Raw genomic sequence first — 15,574 nt, 5'->3', positions numbered from 1 at the left:
TAGTAATTAGCTTTGAACAAACGTTTTTTAGGATCAGACAAACAATTGGACAAGAATCTGTGAAGAAAAATAACGGCAACAATTACGGACAAAAAAAGCAGTTGCTTGAGGGCAACTGCTTCAATACAGGTTTTATATTGGATATTCATTCAACCAAATTAGCGCTTGTTCATAATCATCAAAAAATCTCACAGATTCTTTCGTATTAGATTGTTGTAAATAATCCATTATCTCCCCCTCTTCGAGGAGAAATGCAATTGCCGTACTGTTATTCAAAATGATTTCATTGAAGAACTTCTCTTTCCATACTTTTTGAACAGAAAAATGATTTGGCGTGTATCCTTTTCTATCCACCAACAATTTGTATTTCCGCCCTTCAGAAATGAATTGCTGACAAACCTGCTCAAAACCATTAAACCATTCATACACATCATCTGTTTTTATATTTCCAACTAGATGGGTAACAATTATATCTCCTGAAACTGTTGTGCTGATATTCTGTTTACTCAACTTGGAATCCCCCCTTAGTTACAATTTTGCGAAAAAACCGCATAAAATCAATAAAGAAAAAATTCTTACTTGACACTCCCACCCCATCGCTATCAAACTAAGCTCACGTAACGTCAATTATAAGCGAAATTATGTCTTTTTTCGCAAGTCTATATGCAGATGCTTTAAAGATTTTCATACGAAATAACCCGTAACGAGTTTCCTTTTTTTGAATTAAGCCACTTGATTATCAGACACGGTACAATTGTAAACGCCCCCCAATATATCATAGACTGTTTTCCTCTCATATCAATGGGATTTCCATCCATCATTTACCGCCTCAAATCCATTCGGTTTTAAACGTATATTCAAAACAAAATATATGACAAATAAATAACGACAGTTACTGTAATAATGCTGAAAAGTGTTGAAAATAAAACGATTTGTGCATGTAGTTCAGGCTCTATTTGATACTCCATAGCAATAGTTGATGTATTTCTTGAAGTAGGAAAAGAACTTGCAATAAATAATGATTGTGCAACAATTCCATCAATGTTTAAGAGGTAGATCATGGAAAGTGCTAATAATGGCCCCATCAGTAACCTTCCAATTAAAGACCATGTTATGACTCTATGGAAAAAATTAAGCTTAATGTTGGCTAATTGTGCTCCTAGCAATATGAGTGCTATGGCAACAAAACTATTCGCAAGCTGATTAAGAGGTAGAAAGATAGAATTAGGTATTTGAATTGTAAACGATTGAAAGAGAATCCCTAGTACGAGCGCATGAAATACAGGCAGTCTTATAAATGATTGAATAATACCTCCGATTGTTTTTGTTGCTGATAGTAAGTTATAAATCCCATATGAATAAGTTAAAAGGTTTTGGAAAATCACAATGAAAATCTGAATGGAAACCCCCACTGGATTGTGACTGAAAATCAATTGACTTACTGGTAATCCATAATTACCGGAATTCATTAACGAAATGCTATTTTTTAGAGCTGCACTTTCTCCTTTTTCTAACTTTAATGTTTTTGAAATAAAATGACTTACTAGCATTAGACTCAGACTATAAAACATTAAATAGTACATGATCTGGAGCAACAAACCTGTTTCTATACTAATATCATATATATTCACAAATACAGCCGCTGGCATCAAGCAATAATTAATAAGTGTAGATAGCTGCTTTAAGTTAAATTGGAACTTCCTTTGTAAGATTGCACCAATTAGCATCAATATTAATATTGGCACTATTACGTCTAATATAATGAAAATAAACATTTAAAACCTCATTCTACATATATTTTAGTTGGATTAAACGCTCTCTTTTCTTTAACATATCAAATATGACTCACAAAGAAAATTATGAATTATTTATACAAATTCATAATTTTATCTTATCAACCTAAACTGTATTCTTTATTTTAAGTGTACTTTTTCACAATCTCCATTAGCCTTACCCAAAAATCTGGTCCTAAAAAATATGCAGTTTTTTCTTGTTATAGATACCTTTATATGTTTTTTGAATTTCGGAACATTTCAAGCTATTGATATATTTTTATACATATTAATAGATAGCTTTTAGAAAGGAGCGACTATTTATCGATTCGTTAGCGATCAATAGTCATCGTTTAATTCAAAAGTTATTATTTTCATTCTCGATATATTTGCTTTCTAAAAATTAGTTTAATCTTTGTGCTTGAGCTAACCTGCCCTTTAATTGAATAACATCTGATATCTATTTTTTAACATAAAATTCCATTACCCTTCTGTTTTTTATTTAAAAACCACAATATTTTAGAAAACAAACATTTGTTAAGATATCAATAAAAAACAAGTTGAAGTCTATTACTAAAAGAACCATCCCAAAATACTTCGGGACGGCTCTTTTTCTTTTTTAATGATTCTTTAACATCACTAACAGCTTTTCTTGACTATACATCCACACTGTAATGATTAAACAAGCAAGTGCGACTTCTGATAATGCCATAAATCCAATTGCATAATGACCTGTTAGTTGGAATAATAATGTTAAAATTAGCGGCGGGAAGAACCCTCCTAGTCCGCCTAAAGCTGAAACGAGTCCATTTACAATACCAGCTTGTTCTGAGAAGTACATTGGAACGAGTTTGAAGATTGTACCATTACCGATACCTGCACAAAATGCGACTAGTAAGCAACCAAAAGTATATACGTTCATACTAGGCATGAATGATAAAATAATACCTGAAAGTGTTAAACCGATAAATACGAAGATTAATATTTTAAATGGGTTAAATTTATCACCAAGCCAACCGCCAATTGGCCGCATAATTGTTGCAAGTACAATGAATCCTGCTGTCCGCATACCTGCATCCACTTTTTCTAATCCGAAGTGAGATACTAAAAAGTTTGGTAAGTATACAGTAAATGCGACGAAAGATCCAAATGTTAAAAAGTAAAAGATACATAAAAACCAAAGTTTTTCATTTTTATATACACCTTTTATTTGTTCCATTAATGGTGTATTCACCTTTTTCTCCTTACGATCGCCTAATAAAAAGTTCATAAGTGCAAATGCTGCGAGTAAAACTAAATAACACTGTACTGTCGTTCTCCAGCCAACTGAAGTTGCGATAACTGGTGCTAAGAACGAAGTAATTGCTGTTCCTGCGTTACCGACACCGTATATACCATTTACAAAACCGTGACTCTCTTTCGGAAAGTATTTCGGTAAAGAAGTTACGCCTACAGAGAATACAGCACCACCGATTCCGACAAATAAACCACCAATAATTAAATCCATCATTGAATTGGCAACACTAATATAAAAGACAGGAAATAATAATAGAATAAAACTAATAAAGAATAATTTTCTTGCTCCGAAACGATTTGTCCAATAACCAATTGGAATGCGAAGAACAGAACCTAATATAACCGGTACTGCTGTTACCATAGAAATTTGTCCCGCAGTTAATGGAATATCCGCTTTAATATAAGGCATTAATGATGATAAAATGACCCATACCATAAACCCGATAACTAGATTAGAAGTTTGTAAACTTAATTGAAAATTAGGACTTTTCATCCTGTTCCCTCCTATGTATGCATAGTTATATTCATTCCCTCCAGCCTAATCACGTCCTAACATGATTAGGCTGAAAAGAATCAACCACCACTCACTGGCGGAATCATTGCTATAACATCGCCAGTTTGAATGATGTCATCCTCATTTGCATACTCTTCATTTATAGCAACCATAATCTCACTTGAAATCGCTACGTCGTATTTCTTAATGAGCACTTCCTTAAGTTTAGCAACCGTAATATTTTCACAATCTATGTGTAATGCTGACTTACTTACTTCTTCTTGTAAATGTGCAAATAATAGTACTTCAATCATATTCTCATCCCCTTTCCAGGCTCATCATTCTCATATGCTACCTTTTCTAACTGATCACCTATCCATGATTCACCATCTTCCCAAAATTCTTTCTTCCAAATGGGAACGATTTGTTTTATACGCTCCATAATATATTCGTTCGCCTCATAGGCTGCTTTCCGGTGTGGTGTAGAAACAGAGACGACAACAGCAAGATCACAAATTTGTAATGTACCAATGCGATGTGTAATGGCGACAAATGTCCCAGGCCACCTCTCTCCTACTTCAGTACCAATTTTCTCAAGCTGTTTTTCTGCCATTGTTTTATATGCTACATACTCTAAATATAGCGTACGACGGCCTTTCGTAAATTCTCTAACAGTACCAATGAAAGTAGTAACTGCGCCGCACTCACGACAAATTACTTTGTTTGTAACTTCCTCAATTGAAATAGGTGTATCAATCACTTCATAATACGTATGTGTCATCTTGCACCTCTTATCTTCATATAAGTTAGCAATCTATTTTTCTATCATTTGTACGACCGAAGTGGTTCTTCCCATGGCCACTCACTTCCAGCGTTTGATTCTAATAACAGTACCGAAACAGTTATTCCTGCTTCAAATCCCCTTGTTCCTCCCGGCAGGACAATAAATGCGTTCGCCTCTGCAAGTGAAGAAATTGCACTAGATTTATCTAAACCAACTGGTGTCGCTTGCAATTTTCCATTTACAATTTCCACTTTTCCTCTTACAAAACGAGTGAATGGGTTTGCTTTTGGAAAGTCTTTTTGTAAAATCGCCTCTGCACGAAATACATGCGAATCTTTTCTATGCAAGTATGTTCGAATAACTGGCCGAACAAATAATTCACAACCGACATAACAAGCAGAAGGATTACCAGATAAACCAAATAGTAGTTTTCCTTCTACCTCAGCTACAGTTGTCACACTTCCTGGTCGCATCGCTATTTTGCTAAAAAGTACATTTGCTTGTAATCTCTCATAAATAGCAGGTAAATAGTCATAATCTCCTACCGAAACGCCACCAGTTGTAATTAAAATATCGACTTCTTTTATCGCTTTTTTTACAGTGTTATAACACGTCTCAATATCGTCAGCGAACTGTCCATAATACTGTACAACTCCGCCAGCTCGTTCAATTTGAGCAGCAATCATATAGGAGTTACTATTTCGAATCTTCCCTGGCTTTAAGTGTTCATGTACTTCAAGCAGTTCGCTTCCTGTCGTTACAATTCCAATAACCGGCTGTTTTATAACGTGTACAGAACTATAACCAAACGTAGCAAGAAGTGCTGCTACTCCAGGATTAATAACAGTACCTTTTTTCACAAGGACGGTATTTTGTTTTACATCTTCTCCTTTAAAAGAAATGTTATCCCCAGCAATAAAGGAGCGTTTCAATTTCATATAAGTCTTTTCATTTTCTTCAAACCCTTCCGTTAGCTCCAACATAACAACCGCACTACACCCTTTCGGAATTGCTGCTCCTGTCATAATACGGACAGCTTGAAACTCTTTCACTTCTTCTGTAAAAACAAAACCTGCTCCAATTTCGCCAATTACTTCAAACTGAATGGGGTTACTACTACTCGCTTCTTTTGTATCTTCCGCTCGAATCGCAAACCCATCGTACGGAGAGCGATTAAAATGCGGAACATCATGATCTGCAATAACATCTTCTCCAAGTGTTCTACCGTAGCTTTCTATAAGAGAAACCTTTTCTATTTCACCTTGGTAGGCATATTCCATTACACGCGCAACTGCTTCTGCCACTGGAATTGGTATACGTTTTTCTAACATTCTTTTTTCACCTCTTTTCAATAAGGTGACGCTCACTTTCTGTTCACCCTATATATGTTGCGTATAATCGTTTTGCTATTTTCACATCATTTGTCCCATGAATAAATGCCCTACCGTCTATAAATAAAACGAAACGATATTCATCAATTAAAAATGATAGTAAGTAAGGTGTTTTTTTGACATGTACACTCTTTTGTAATCGTTTTTGAATTTCGGTTAAATTAAGATTTCTCTTTATTCCTGAACGGATTTGAACTGTATTCCGTCCGCATAACACTTCCGTTTTCATTTGTGCTTCAAATGTTAAACTTGGATACGTTCGTAATTTCCCACAAGATGGACATGTACTTTTTTTCTGTCTATTTACTTTTAATGAGAGATATTGATTGTTCCAAATATCAAATGATAACATCGTCCCTCTTAACGACTCATAATCATCCACTAATATTTTCATCGCCTCTGTTATTTGGTGAGCAACGACCATTTGTACAGCTGGCTGAATGATTCCAGCTGTATCGCATGTTGCACCGCTCATAGGATGATCCATCAGACAGCGAAAACATGGTGTTTTCCCAGGGAGAATTGTATACGTTACACCGTAACTTCCAACGCATCCACCGTATATCCAAGGTATATTTTCTTTTTGTGAAATGTCATTTATAAGTAGGCGCGTATCGAAATTGTCAGTCGCATCTATGATGAGATCCACTTCTTTTGTTAACTCTTCTATTTCTCGCATTGTGACATCTGTTACAACTGGTACAATTTCCACTTCCGAATTAATCTTTCTTACATGTTCTGCTGCTGCAATTGCTTTTGGTTTGCATTGCTTTGCATCTTCTTCTGTATATAACTGTTGCCGCTGTAAATTACTCCATTCGACGTAGTCACGATCGGCAATTGTCAATTTCCCAATTCCCATCCTAGCAAATGCTTCTGCATTCGCAGCTCCTAGTGCACCCGCACCGATTAAAAGTACATGCTTTTCTCTTATTTTTCTTTGACCCATTTCACCTATTCTAGAAAACAATACTTGCCTTGAATATCGCTCTTGCATAGGAAATCCTCCTCTCGCTATCCGCCAATGTAAGACATTTCAACTTTTTGACGTTTATTTGTACTATCCGCCGTTCTTTCATCTGAATATCGATCTGTTCTATATCGCCACGTATGTTGTAAAATTTTTAATAGTGATGCATCAGAAATATTTTCTCGAAGAAGCGTTCGCAAATCCGTTCCTTTCGTTCCAAATAGACACGTAAAAAACTTACCGTCTGCCGAAATACGAGCTCTCGTACAAGAAGAACAAAATGACTCTGATACTGAAGTAATAAATCCAACTTCTGCATCGCTCCCTACATATCGATACAATTTCGCAACTTCTCCAAAATAACGAGGTGTAACAGGTTCAACCGGATATACGCGATTAATCTTCTCTATTAATTGTTCCTTCGTAATCACTTGTTCAAAATTCCATCCGTTCGTACTGCCTACATCCATAAACTCAATGAAACGGAGCTGAATTTCTTTTTCTTTAAAATAACGAGCCATATGAAGAATTTGACTATCATTCATTCCTTTTTTTACGACCATATTTACCTTTACCTCTAATCCAGCAGCCTTTGCTGCTGCTATTCCTTTCAGTACAGGTTTTGTACTTACATTTCTTCCGTTAATTTTTTTGAAGACGTGATCCTCTATCGCATCTAAACTAATATTTACACGCTTTAATCCCGCGTCTTTTAACGCCTTAGCTTGTTTCGCTAAATGAATTCCGTTTGTTGTGAGCCCAATGTCTTTTAAGCCTTCTAGTTTTGTAAGCCTTGCGATTAACTGAGGTAAATCTTTACGCAATAACGGTTCACCGCCAGTCAGCCTAATTTTATTGACTCCCATACTTATAAATAATCTTGCTAATCTTTCTATTTCATCGAACGTTAATAAAAACTCTTCCTGCAAAAAAGCATAATCAGGTCCGAACACTTCAGCAGGCATACAGTATGTGCACCTAAAATTACAACGATCAATAACTGAAATACGTAAATCTTGAAGTGGCCGTTCTAATGAATCTTTCATTTTTTCGTGCATCTATATCCCTTCTTTTCTGCTGCAATCCTTAGTAAGCTTTCAATTTTTTATTTGCCTTTATTATAAAAAATAAGTTGCAAATTCAATGTGACTTTTCTCACATCACTTTCCCCATTCAAAAATTCTTCACAAATCTGTTCGCATTTTGTTCACATCTTCAGTCTCTCCTCCTTACGGTCATTGAAATTTTACTATATTTTTAAAATAGCTCTTGCATTTTCAACATATTTACACTCAAAATAGGAAATGTATTGCTTATAAGAAGAAAGGTGATTGCTGTGACAAACAGTATGAAATTATCTCAAGATTTAAAGGAATTACTTGCATCTGTTGAATATAAAATGCAGATAAAAAAAGGCAGTTTTATTTTTCAAGAAGGTATGGAGGCAACCGAACTCTATATTATCCACTCAGGAAAAGTACAAATTAGTAAACTTAGTGCTGACGGACAAGAATTAACACTTCGAATTTGTTCGGAATATGACATTATTGGAGAATTAACGTTGTTCACGGATAATGCAAAATATTTATTAAACTCAAAATGTCTTGAAGATGTTGAAGTAGGTGTAATAAAGCGTGAAGCGTTAGAAAAAGCATTACTCCAAAAACCCGCTCTTGTATTTGAATTTATGAAATGGATTAGTGAACATTTAAGAAGAATGCAAACGAAGTTCCGAGATTTAGTGTTACACGGCAAAAAAGGTGCCTTATATTCTACTCTCATTCGAATGACAAATAGTTACGGTGTATTAAAAGAAAATGGTATTCTCATCGATTTACCGTTAACGAATCAAGAACTAGCTAATTTCTGTGCAACTTCACGTGAAAGCGTAAATCGAATGTTAAATGAATTAAAAAAGCAAGGTACAATTTCTATTCATAAAGGAAAGATTACCATTCACGATTTACAATTTTTAAAATGTGAAATTGCTTGTGAAGATTGCTCTGCTTCTGTTTGTAGTATTGATTAGCATCTTATTTAGATGCTAATCTTTTTTCAATTTAAACTACTTATTAACGGTTATTCCCTATGTAAACAAAAACGAGGCCTTCCATATTAGACCTCGTTTCGTTTTAACCATTAGCTCCTATCCGTTTACAGCAGTATTATTTTTTCAACTCATTAGGAATACGTCTTCTGTAAATTACATAACTACGGCTTACATATTTAATTGGGGCACTAAATACATGTACTAGTCTTGTAAATGGCCACACTGCGAATAAACCCATCCCTGCAAGAATATGAATTTTAAACCATACTGGTACTTCCGTCATATATTCAACTTTCGGTTGGAAAATAAAGAGACTTCGGAACCAAGGGCCAATTGTTGTACGATAATCAAATCCTTTTGAATCGATATTTAAAAATGTTGCAGAAAGTCCTGCTAACATTACGATAAGTAATAAAATAAGCGCAATATAATCTCCCTTTGTGCTCGTTGCAATGATACGTTTTACAGTTACGCGGCGGTACGTTAATATAATTAAACCGATAATAGAAGCAACACCTGCCGGAAGCCCGAAACTAATTGCCATTATGTGATACGTATGCTCAGAAATACCTATCGAACGGTATACAGCTTCTGGAATTAATATCCCCATAACATGACCGCCAATTACGAACATAATCCCAAAGTGGAATAATAGACTTCCGATTCGGAGCATTTTCTTTTCTAATAGTTCACTAGATTTTGATGTCCATCCAAATTGATCATAGTTGTATCTAAAAATATGTCCACCGATAAAGATTGCAAAAATGATATAGGGAAACAATACCCATAGAAATTGATTCATCATTTTAACAACTCTCCTTTCTAATTTTTCTGTACATCCCATGCTTCGATAGCGAGTAGAACAGCCGCAAGAATTGGTTCATACATACTGTCTGCTTCTTTTAATTGAGCGTGTAACGCTTGTATATTCTCCGTGTATTTGCTCATAATTGGTCCACTGTCTCTCTCATTTGCATTTGCAAAGAACTCAAGCAAGAGTGGTAAATAATCAGGTAGTTCTTTATCTGTTACTTCAAAACCAGATTTTTTATAATGCTGTTTTAACTCTAGTAATTCAATCCCTCTTTCTCTTTGTTCACCAGTGTTCATATACGTTAAATACATATTCGTCTTTTTACCAAAATCAAATGTATATACGTAACCATCAATGAGTTGATCGTTCGTTTTATTTAGCGCTTGTTTTATAAATGCTGTAAGTGAAGCTTTAACATCGTCCTGTTCAATCGCTTCCATCTCTTCTTGTAATTCAGCTAAAGCTTCTCTCCACCCGATTTCTGGGTAGGAGAGAAGAAATGAAGAACAAGAAAAAGCAGTTTGTAAACTTTGTTTCATCATTTTCTGCCCCCTTTATTTAAGAAATTGTCATACAAGAGCCTGGACCACCTGCGAATGCTAAACCACAGCTTCCTTGTTCGCTATATAAATCTGCCACTTGTTCACGATGAGTGCCCGGAATGACGAAGCGATCTTTATATTTCGCAATAGCAAGAAGACGATACATATCTTCTACATCCTGTTTCGTTAAACCAAGTTCTTTTAATACAGCTTCATTTGGCTCTTTATTAATTTGCAGCGCTCTCATATGCGTTCGCATAACAGCCATTTTCTTCAATGTAAGACGAATGTGTGATTCATCTCCTGCAGTGAGTAAATTCGCTAAATATTGAATTGGAATACGCATATTATCGATAGCAGGGAAAATCTCTTCTGCTTGCCAGTTACTGCCTTTCCCTTCCACCATATTCATAATTGGGCTAAGCGGCGGAATATACCAAACCATCGGCATTGTACGGTACTCTGGATGAAGAGGCAGAGCAATTTTCCAATCGATAATCATTTTATAGATTGGTGACTCTTGTGCTGCTTTAATCCATTCTTCAGGAATGCCTTGTTTTTTCGCTTCAGCTGCTACTTCTGGATCATTTGGATCTAGGAAAACAGTAAGCTGAGATTCATATAAATCTTTTTCGTCTTCAACAGAAGCTGCTTCTTTTACTTTGTCAGCGTCATATAGCATTACCCCAATATACCTGATACGTCCCACACATGTTTCTGAACAAATTGTTGGCATACCAGCCTCAATACGTGGGAAACACATTGTACATTTTTCAGCTTTATTCGTTTGCCAGTTAAAATACACTTTTTTATATGGACAAGATGATACGCAGAACCTCCAAGCACGACATGCATTTTGATCTACAAGAACAATGCCGTCTTCTTCACGTTTATACATCGCACCAGATGGACAAGATGATACGCAAGACGGATTCATACAATGTTCACATATGCGTGGTAAATACATCATAAAGACGTTTTCAAAATCTGTTTTAATTTCTTCTTCCATTTTCTTTACGTTCGGATCTTGTAATCCTGTTATATGTCCACCAGCTAAATCATCTTCCCAGTTCGGACCCCATTCAATTTTGTCGATAAATTCGCCTGTAATTGCTGATTTCGGACGAGCAACTGGTTGATGCTTACGCTGCGGGCTATTTGTTAATGTTTCATAATCATAATTCCAAGGTTCAAAGTAATCATCAATTGTTGGTTGATCTGGATTGTGGAAAATGTTCATAAGACGTTTCATTTTCGAACCAGATTTCAGCTGAATTTCACCATTTTTCAATTCCCAGCCGCCTTTATATTTCTCCTGATCTTCCCATTGTTTCGGATAACCAATTCCGGGCTTCGTTTCTACGTTATTGAAGTATATATATTCCGCACCTGGACGATTTGTCCAGGTGTTTTTGCACGTTACACTACAAGTATGACAGCCGATGCACTTATCTAGGTTCATTACCATTCCGACTTGCGCTTTAATCTTCAAGCCAATCTACCTCCTTCAGTTTACGGATTACAACATTTAAATCACGCTGGTTCCCAGTCGGACCATAATAGTTAAATCCATAGCTTAATTGGCCATATCCACCAATCATATGTGTTGGTTTAACATGAATACGGGTTGGACTATTATGCGTTCCCCCACGGGTGCTTGTTAATTTCGTACCAGGCACGTTAATGTGGCGATCTTGCGCATGGTGCATAAATGCCATTCCCCTCGGTATACGGTGCGTTACAACAGCACGCGCTACGACAACACCGTTACGGTTAAAGCACTCGATCCAATCATTATCAGCAACGCCAGCTTCTGCAGCGTCCTCTTTATTCATCCAAACAGTTGGACCACCTCTAAACAGCGTTAACATCGGTAATGAATCGAAATACATACTATGAATCGACCACTTATTATGCGGTGTTAAATAGTTTAGTGTAATCTCTTTCCCTTCTACTTCAGGGCGTGACTTACGGAACGGTTTATGTTGCAGAATTGGTTTAAATGTTGCCATCATTTCACCAAATTCTTTCATCATGTCATGGTCTAAGTAGAAAGATTGTCGACCAGTTATCGTTCTCCAAGGAATAAGACGTTCCACATTTGTTGTAAACGGTGAGTAACGTCGTCCACCTTTTTCTGAACCTGTAAAGGCCGGAGAAGTAATTACTGTTTTCGGTTGTGCTGTAATTTGTTCGAATGTAAAGCATTCTTCTTCACGTTCTTCTGCTAAATCACGTAATTTTAGATCTGTTTGTTTTTCAAGTGCTTCCCATGCTTTTACTGCCATATGACCGTTTGTTGTAGAAGAAAGCGTTAATACCGCTTCAGCAGCATTGATTGCTTCTTTTATGTCTGGGCAACCTTTCGCAATAGTATCCGTTCGAACAACTCCTAATTTGCTCTTTAATTGCTCATACTCTTTTTCTGCTGACCAAGAGATCCCTTTCGTACCAATCGGTTGTTTTCCGGCATTTGGTCCAAGTGCTGTCATTTTGTCATAAATCGTTTTATAATCCCTTTCAACAACATGAATTTGTGGCATCGTTTTACCCGGGATTGGTTCACATTCACCTTTACTCCAATCTTTAATCTTGCCAAGTGGTTGCGCTAATTCTTGCGGTGTATCATGAAGAAGTGGTGTTGCAACAACTTCTTTCATTGGCTCAAGATCTATTTTCTTCGCTAAATCTGACACAGCTTTAGAAAGTGAAGTGAAAATATCCCAGTCAGAGCGTGCTTCCCACGGTGAACCGATTGCTGGATTAAATGGATGCACAAATGGATGCATATCTGTACTACTTAAATCATGTTTTTCGTACCAAGTTGAAGCAGGTAAGACGATATCAGAATAAAGCGCTGTTCCAGCCATACGGAAATCTAAATTAATGAGTAAATCAAGCTTCCCTTCTGGCGCTTCTTCATGCCACTTAATTTCTTCTGGTCGTAATGAATCACTGTCGTCATTCATTAACCCGTTTGTTGTACCTAATAAATGTTTTAAGAAATATTCATGTCCTTTACCAGAACTCGAAATTAAATTCGCACGCCATACGAATAAGTTGCGCGGGAAGTTGTTTTTATTATCAGGATCTTCAATTGCGAATTTCAGTGCTTTTTCTTTCAGTTTTTGCGCAACGTATTTTCCGATTTCTTCTTGCGTTGTTGCACCAGCAGCAGCAGCTTCTTTATATAATTCAATTCCATTTTTCTCGAATGTCGGATACGAAGGTAACCAGCCAAGTCGTGCCGCTAATACGTTGTAATCACCGTGATGTTGATAACGGGAGTTCCCTTCCACTGGTGATGCTAAATGTCCAACTGGTGTATCTTCATAGCGCCATTGATCTGTTACGAAATAGAAGAAAGATGTACCGTTTTGTAATTTCGGTGGCCCTTGCCAATCTTTCGCCATCGCGATTGTTTGCCATCCTTCTGCAGGTCGTAATTTTTCTTGACCAACATAATGCGCCCACCCCCCGCCGTTTACACCTTGTGCCCCAACGAGAAGAACAAGATTTAAAACTGCGCGATAAATCGTATCAGAGTTAAACCAATGGTTAATACCAGCTCCAACAATAATCATCGAGCGACCATTTGTATCAGCGGCATTTTGTGCGAACTCACGAGCGATTTGAATAATTAGTTCTCGTTTCACTCCTGTCATTTTCTCTTGCCATGCAGGTGTAAACGGTACATCATCATTGAAGTCTTTCGGCTCTTGTCCGCCAAACCCTCGGTTCACCCCGTAATTTGCTAACGTTAAGTCGTATACAGTTGTAACGAACACTTCGCCTTCTTCTGTCATAACCTTTTTCACTGGAATTGTACGTTCTAATACTTTGTTTCCATCATCAGAGAAGTACGGAATTTGTACCGTTCCAATCGTTTCTTCCATTCCAAGTAAAGAAAGACGTGGATCAATCTTTTCACCTGTTTCTTCATCTTCTAAACGCAAGTTCCATTTCTTTTCGTTATCCCAACGTGAGCCCATTGTGCCTTGAGGTGTTGCAAAATCATTCGTGTTCTCGTTCCAAAGAACAGGTTTCCATTCTCCTAACTTCGTTTCGCGTCCAATATCAGCAGCGTTTAAGAAACGATCAGCAACGAATTGATCTCCTTTTTGTTTCAATGTGACAAAGAAAGGAAAATCAGTATATTGCTTCGCATACTTTGTGAAATATTCCACTTGATTATCTACGTAAAATTCTTGTAAGATCACATGCCCCATTGCCATCGCAAGTGCACCATCTGTACCTTGTTTCACACTAATCCAATCATCCGCAAACTTTGTTGACTCAGCGAAATCAGGACTTACTGAAACTACCTTCGTTCCTTTATATCGAACCTCCGCTAAAAAGTGTGCATCTGGTGTTCTCGTCATCGGTACATTTGAACCCCATGTCATAATGTAACCAGAGTTATACCAGTCACTACTTTCTGGTACATCTGTTTGATCACCCCAAATTTGCGGAGAAGCTGGTGGTAAATCTGCGTACCAATCATAAAAACTAAGCATCGGTCCACCCATAAGTTGCATAAAGCGACTACCAGCTGCATGACTTAACATCGACATAGCTGGAATTGGTGAGAAACCAACATTTCGGTCTGGACCGTATTTCATTACTGTATACAGTAATGAAGCTGAAACGAGTTGTAACACTTCATCCCAATTCGCACGAATGAATCCTCCTTTACCACGTGCCTGCTTATACTTTCGTGCTTTTTCAGGGTTTTCCACAATGCTTTTCCAAGCATCTAATGGTGACTCGTTATTTTGTAGTTCCTCTTGCCACATACTCCAAAGAACACCACGTACATACGGATATTTCACACGAAGTGGACTATAAATGTACCAAGAAAAACTTGCTCCACGTGGGCATCCTCGCGGTTCAAAATCTGGCATATCAGGACCTGTCGTTGGATAGTTAAGCTCCTGCCCTTCCCACGTCACAATTCCATCTTTCACATATATATTCCAGCTACATGAACCAGTACAGTTCACGCCGTGTGTAGAACGAATTACTTTATCATGCTGCCAACGCTTTCTGTACACATTTTCCCATTCACGATCTTCATATGTTTCTTGTGTATGATTATCGTTATAACGATCTATTGGTGAAAAATATTTTAAACGTCTCATTAGTGCTGAAGTTTTTTTCTTCATACTGTTCACTCCTTTAATACGTCTCTCTTACATACCCTTACTATAAGAGAGGTTGTAAAATACAGATGTGACATTTCGCACAGTTCAAGAGATTGTCAAAAATTCAGTAGAAAATAAGTTTGTGAGAAAACCTTTTGTTCCGTTGTGAAGGTTATGGTTAATCGTGATTATTAGGAGAATAGTATTTTGAGGTATCGACTATTTTGCAAAAGAAAAAGAATTTTGATATTATTTCAAAAATGCCATAAAGAAAAGAATATAAATTGTATGTAAGGAATTTTTTCTTCAATGTCATTT

Annotated in this window: 13 protein-coding genes; 1 reads left to right on the top strand and 12 read right to left on the bottom strand. The window is 36.7% G+C overall.

Translation table 11 applies throughout. The annotated features are described in order from the left end of the window. Nucleotides 1–132: 132 nt before the first annotated feature. The 8 genes from AXW78_RS10420 to moaA all read right to left on the bottom strand — a co-directional run bounded on the left by AXW78_RS10420 (nt 133) and on the right by moaA (nt 7,764). Nucleotides 133–510 carry a hypothetical protein gene (locus AXW78_RS10420; protein ID WP_002181618.1) on the bottom strand — a complete coding sequence of 126 codons (378 nt, stop codon included), beginning with the start codon at nt 508–510 and terminating at the stop codon, nt 133–135. Nucleotides 511–857: 347 nt separating this feature from the next. Next, nucleotides 858–1,775, bottom strand: a complete 918-nt coding sequence (locus AXW78_RS10415) for an AEC family transporter (RefSeq protein WP_000469521.1) — start codon at nt 1,773–1,775, stop codon at nt 858–860. Between the two features lie 616 nt (nt 1,776–2,391). Continuing rightward, nucleotides 2,392–3,561: a nitrate transporter NarK gene (gene narK / locus AXW78_RS10410; RefSeq protein WP_000841864.1), complete on the bottom strand. Its 1,170-nt coding sequence runs from the start codon at nt 3,559–3,561 to the stop codon at nt 2,392–2,394. A gap of 80 nt (nt 3,562–3,641) precedes the next feature. Then, nucleotides 3,642–3,875: a molybdopterin converting factor subunit 1 gene (gene moaD / locus AXW78_RS10405; RefSeq protein ID WP_000573686.1), complete on the bottom strand. Its 234-nt coding sequence runs from the start codon at nt 3,873–3,875 to the stop codon at nt 3,642–3,644. Further along, on the bottom strand, nt 3,872–4,342 hold the full coding sequence (locus AXW78_RS10400) for a molybdenum cofactor biosynthesis protein MoaE (RefSeq protein WP_000149953.1): 471 nt from the start codon (nt 4,340–4,342) through the stop codon (nt 3,872–3,874). The genes moaD and AXW78_RS10400 overlap by 4 nt, the downstream gene beginning before the upstream one ends. A 44-nt stretch (nt 4,343–4,386) precedes the next feature. Then, nucleotides 4,387–5,676, bottom strand: a complete 1,290-nt coding sequence (locus AXW78_RS10395) for a molybdopterin molybdotransferase MoeA (RefSeq protein WP_061884107.1) — start codon at nt 5,674–5,676, stop codon at nt 4,387–4,389. Nucleotides 5,677–5,719: 43 nt separating this feature from the next. Beyond that, the gene (locus tag AXW78_RS10390) at nt 5,720–6,733 is read right to left on the bottom strand and encodes a molybdopterin-synthase adenylyltransferase MoeB (protein ID WP_001158152.1); all 1,014 of its coding nucleotides are present in this window, start codon (nt 6,731–6,733) and stop codon (nt 5,720–5,722) included. 17 nt (nt 6,734–6,750) lie between these two features. Next, entirely contained in the window at nt 6,751–7,764 is a 1,014-nt protein-coding gene (gene moaA, locus AXW78_RS10385; RefSeq protein WP_000544617.1) for a GTP 3',8-cyclase MoaA, read from the bottom strand. 278 nt (nt 7,765–8,042) lie between these two features. Between moaA and AXW78_RS10380 the strand changes: the two genes are divergently transcribed. Further along, nucleotides 8,043–8,735 (top strand): Crp/Fnr family transcriptional regulator, encoded by a 693-nt coding sequence (locus AXW78_RS10380; RefSeq protein ID WP_000185188.1) that lies wholly within the window; start codon nt 8,043–8,045, stop codon nt 8,733–8,735. A gap of 136 nt (nt 8,736–8,871) precedes the next feature. Here AXW78_RS10380 and narI read toward each other — a convergent pair whose 3' ends face one another. Genes narI through AXW78_RS10360 form a run of 4 tightly spaced genes read right to left on the bottom strand, consistent with a single transcriptional unit; the run spans nt 8,872 to nt 15,277 of the window. Next, complete coding sequence (gene narI / locus AXW78_RS10375) at nt 8,872–9,561, bottom strand: respiratory nitrate reductase subunit gamma (RefSeq protein ID WP_000981848.1); 690 nt, start codon at nt 9,559–9,561, stop codon at nt 8,872–8,874. Between the two features lie 17 nt (nt 9,562–9,578). Then, nucleotides 9,579–10,109 (bottom strand): nitrate reductase molybdenum cofactor assembly chaperone, encoded by a 531-nt coding sequence (gene narJ, locus AXW78_RS10370; RefSeq protein WP_061884844.1) that lies wholly within the window; start codon nt 10,107–10,109, stop codon nt 9,579–9,581. 19 nt (nt 10,110–10,128) lie between these two features. Beyond that, a complete protein-coding gene (narH, locus tag AXW78_RS10365; RefSeq protein WP_061884106.1) occupies nt 10,129–11,604 on the bottom strand; it encodes a nitrate reductase subunit beta in 1,476 nt (491 codons plus the stop codon). Continuing rightward, nucleotides 11,594–15,277, bottom strand: a complete 3,684-nt coding sequence (locus AXW78_RS10360; protein ID WP_000730790.1) for a nitrate reductase subunit alpha — start codon at nt 15,275–15,277, stop codon at nt 11,594–11,596. The genes narH and AXW78_RS10360 overlap by 11 nt, the downstream gene beginning before the upstream one ends. Between the last annotated feature and the right edge of the window lie 297 nt (nt 15,278–15,574).

The organism is Bacillus thuringiensis (assembly GCF_001595725.1).
Taxonomy (GTDB): domain Bacteria; phylum Bacillota; class Bacilli; order Bacillales; family Bacillaceae_G; genus Bacillus_A; species Bacillus_A thuringiensis_K.
The sequence above is the reverse complement of the archived record's forward strand: the minus strand, read 5'-3'. Positions and strand labels throughout refer to the sequence as shown.